The following is a 3413-nucleotide window of genomic DNA, read 5'->3' as shown; positions in this document are numbered from 1 at the left end:
GGTCGAACGCGGTTGGCCGTTGCCACATCGGCCCCCCCGGGACCCCCCCCCCCGGGCCGTTGGGCGCGCTCCGCCCCCCACGGTGGAGAGAGCCAGAGCCAGAACAGGTTCTGGCTCAGCTTCCGTGCAGAGAAAACTGTGAGTGTCGGTTGTGCCTGTCCGGTCGCGTGCGAAGTCGCCCGAAAATGAGCCGCGGTCACGGTGGTTGGGCTGACAGCTCGGGGCCGTGGAAGGGGTCGTGCTCCGGCTGGAAAAGCTGTCGTTCCCGTTGATCGCGAACGTCGCGGTGCTGGCGGTGGACGTGAATATCGAGATAGTGCGCGTTGACGTGCATCGCGCCACGGCCGGCGCTGCCTGCCCGGGATGCGAGGCTTGGTCGACCTCGGCTCACAGCTACTACCGGCGGTTTCCCGCCGACGTACCGATCGTCGGACGGAGCGTCGTACTCCAGCTCCGGGTCCGGCGGTTTTGTTGCGGGAACGCCATGTGGCCGCGCCTGGCCTTCGTGGAGCAGATACTCGGCCTGACTCGCGGATACGGCCAGCGCACCGAGCGACTGCGTTCAACCTTGGCTGCCGTCGGCCTCGCCCTGGTCGGCCGCGTCGGCGCCCGGCTGGCTGCCGCCCTCGCCTCGAGCCGTCACCGGATGGATCCTGCGTCACCCGGAAACCCTCACCGAGACCGAGCAGCTCCAGCGCACGGCCGTTCGAACCGCACTGCCCCGAACAGGACGCCCTTACTCGCCATGTCCGACCCTTCGCGTCCATGCTTACCAGCCGCCAGGGCGAGCGCCTGCCGGACTGGCTCGATGCCGTCCGACAGGACGATCTGCCCAGCCTCCGCACCCTTGCCGCGGGCATCGACCGCGACCGCGGTGCCGTCGTCGCCGGCTCACCTCGCCCTGGAACTCCGGAGTCGTCGAAGGCCACGTCAACCGGATCATTGTGTCGAGTCAGCGATGTCAAGCCGTGTGCTTGTGCATCACGTCGAGGTAGTGCCGATCACGGTGCGGCACGTGGTTGTCCCGCCTGGGCAGGCTGAAGACCGCGCAGACGTCAGCGGGCTGGGTGAGGATGCTCGACTGCTCGCCGAAGGTGAGAGTGCTGTTGACTGCATGCCGGCAGCCAGCGCCGTCGAGGGCGGCGATCAGCTCCTCGCGGAGGACAGTGGCCTCGAACGACTCGGAATCAGGAAGGACGAGCGGCGGCAGTTTGGCGGTCGAACCGGGCCAGAGGTTGATCCAGATTCCACGGACGGCCCGCTGAGTGACCACCAGCTGCAGCCCGTCCCAGGAGTAGGGGTAGCCGTCGATATCGGGCCCCTTCATGCGGTGGGCCGGGTGCGGGCGCCCCGGGCCGAGAAGGTCTTCAGCCTCATCCAGAGACATTCCGCAGTTCAGGGCACCGATCCGGCCAGTGCGGGAGAAGTCGACGAGTACGTCCATCAAGGTCACGACAGTGACTGTGACACTCTCCTGAGCCGGTTCGCACCTCGATATCAGCGCGGTGCCACGCTTGCACTGCTTTGCCGGACGGCGACGAGTGGCAGGAGGCGTACAGTGGCCGGCACGTCGAGTTCGCGTGGTGTCGGGCCTGCGGGCGTCGGAGTGCCGGCCAGCCGGTCGAGCAGGCGGTCCAGTGCTTCCTGGCCGTTGTCGACGGCCGCACGTTCGTCGGTGAGCGGGATCGCGGCAGCCGTTCTCTGCAAGTTGTCTTTGGCTTAGATGAGTTGAGCCTTGGTGGAGTCTTTCGGGGCATGGAAAGCGCAGCGAGCGCAGGCCATTGTGCTGGCACTGTTCGAAGAAGGTGTAGCTGCAGAAGCCGTGGCCGAGGTCGTAGTGCTGCCAGGGCTCCCCAGTTGCGGCGGCGCCGGAGGTGGCGGGGTCGCGGTCGGCGAGGACCTCGATGGTGCGGACGTTGCGGGAGAAGTACTGGGCGTCGGTGTATGCCCTGGTGAGGGTGTTGGGGGTGATCTTTGCGTAGTACTGCGTCGACTGCGGAGAGCGGCGTCCGAGCCAGGCCCCTGCAGCTCGAACCGGTCATCGGTTCCTTGGCGTTGTGAAGCTGGCTGGCGATCGTGGATCAGGCCCAGTGGCTGGTGATGTTCCCGCGGACGAAGCCGGGCTGGGAGGGCCTGGCAGCCTGCCAAGCTTCGATGGGCCTGGCCAAGGAGCGGGTCGACGGGCTTGGAGAACGCGGAGCCGGTCTTGTGGGTGGGGACGTCGAGCAGGCAGACCGCGTCGCGCGCCAGGACCTGCCGGAAGTCGCCTGCGATGGAGGTCCCGTCGTGCTGGCAGCGGATGCATCCCAGCCGAAGGCGGGCGATCTCGTCACTGCGCTGGCCGCTGAACAACCAGGTCAGCGCGACCGCGCGAACCAGCTCCAGCGGATAGAACAGCCCCGCCCGGTTCTGCGGAAGATCTGCGGTCGCCAGATTCAGTCCGGCCCACAGCAGCTTGGCCCAGATCTCGTCCGCAACCACGCTCCGGTCTGGGCCGAGCAGAGCGGCGATGCTGCGCGGGGTGGCCAGCGCGCGTTGGGCGTCGAACCGCCGGGGCAGACATTCCCACTCCTGGCAGTCTCGGAAGAACATCCGTAGCGCGGCGAGCTGGGTGGCCTTGGTCGATGCCTCCAGCGGCTTGCCGACACGGTCCTTCAGCCCGGCGGTGCCTTCTGAAGTCGCCGACCTTCATCCGGTCCAGGGCCGCGATCCAAATAGCGCAGCACTGCCGGGTCAAGGCGGCGGGATCGGAGTGTCCGGCGGCGAGCCAGCGGCCGACCTTGAGCAGGCTGGAGCGGATGCTGCCGCGAACGCGGGGCGTCAGCGTCGAGGTGCCGTGCCACCGCTCGGCCCACCGGACCCAGCTCTGCGGTCCGTCGGCTGCTTCCGCTGTGCGGCGGCCGGTGCCGGAGCTTGGCGGATCGCAGAACCCGAGGGCGGCCACCGCCTTCTGGAGGGCGTGCAGGGCGTTGAGACGCAGGTCGGGGATCATTTTGGCGCGGCGGATCCGTTCGAAGAGTGCGATGGTGAGGTCGTCGACGTGGGGGCTGCGGTTGAGTAGGAATACCTGGCAGGCGATCATCGGGAGGAGCTTGTCGTCGTCCTTGCCCGAACGTCTCCTCAGCCCCGGACTTTCTCGCCCGGTACGAACGATGGCTCGACCACATGGCCGCCGGACTGGACAACCGAGCCGTGGAACTCACCTCACCGCAGCTCCAGGCTCATCCACGTTGGTACCGACTCGCTTCGAAGGTCTGACTACAAGTGACCGCTCCACAGAAGTTGAGCCAGAACCACGGAACAGACAGCGCCTGGGCACGATGGGCAGCACCCGAAGCGCTGCGGAGATCGAACACTTCATGGCTTCGGCAGCGCGGCCCCAGGCGGGGTTGGGGGGGGCGCGGGCTAGACCG

Annotated in this window: 3 protein-coding genes and 1 pseudogene; 2 read left to right on the top strand and 2 right to left on the bottom strand. The window is 67.6% G+C overall.

Going from position 1 to position 3413, the window contains the following annotated elements; genetic code table 11:
- Window positions 1-226 precede the first annotated feature (226 nt).
- Window positions 227-463, top strand: a pseudogene (locus ACFW2E_RS30705) (ISL3 family transposase); the annotation flags it as partial.
- Window positions 464-961: 498 nt separating this feature from the next.
- Here the strand turns inward: ACFW2E_RS30705 and ACFW2E_RS30700 are convergent.
- A complete protein-coding gene (locus tag ACFW2E_RS30700; RefSeq protein WP_384470332.1) occupies window positions 962-1453 on the bottom strand; it encodes a hypothetical protein in 492 nt (163 codons plus the stop codon).
- A gap of 44 nt (window positions 1454-1497) precedes the next feature.
- A complete protein-coding gene (locus ACFW2E_RS30695; protein ID WP_384470331.1) occupies window positions 1498-1707 on the bottom strand; it encodes a hypothetical protein in 210 nt (69 codons plus the stop codon).
- Between the two features lie 369 nt (window positions 1708-2076).
- Here ACFW2E_RS30695 and ACFW2E_RS30690 point away from each other — a divergent pair, with 369 nt between their 5' ends.
- Window positions 2077-2598, top strand: coding sequence for a hypothetical protein (locus ACFW2E_RS30690; RefSeq protein WP_384470330.1), 522 nt, complete (start codon window positions 2077-2079; stop codon window positions 2596-2598).
- Window positions 2599-3413 lie beyond the last annotated feature (815 nt).

The organism is Streptomyces sp. NPDC058964 (genome assembly GCF_042741275.1).
Taxonomy (GTDB): domain Bacteria; phylum Actinomycetota; class Actinomycetes; order Streptomycetales; family Streptomycetaceae; genus Streptomyces.
This window is presented reverse-complemented; position numbering and strand designations above follow the sequence as displayed.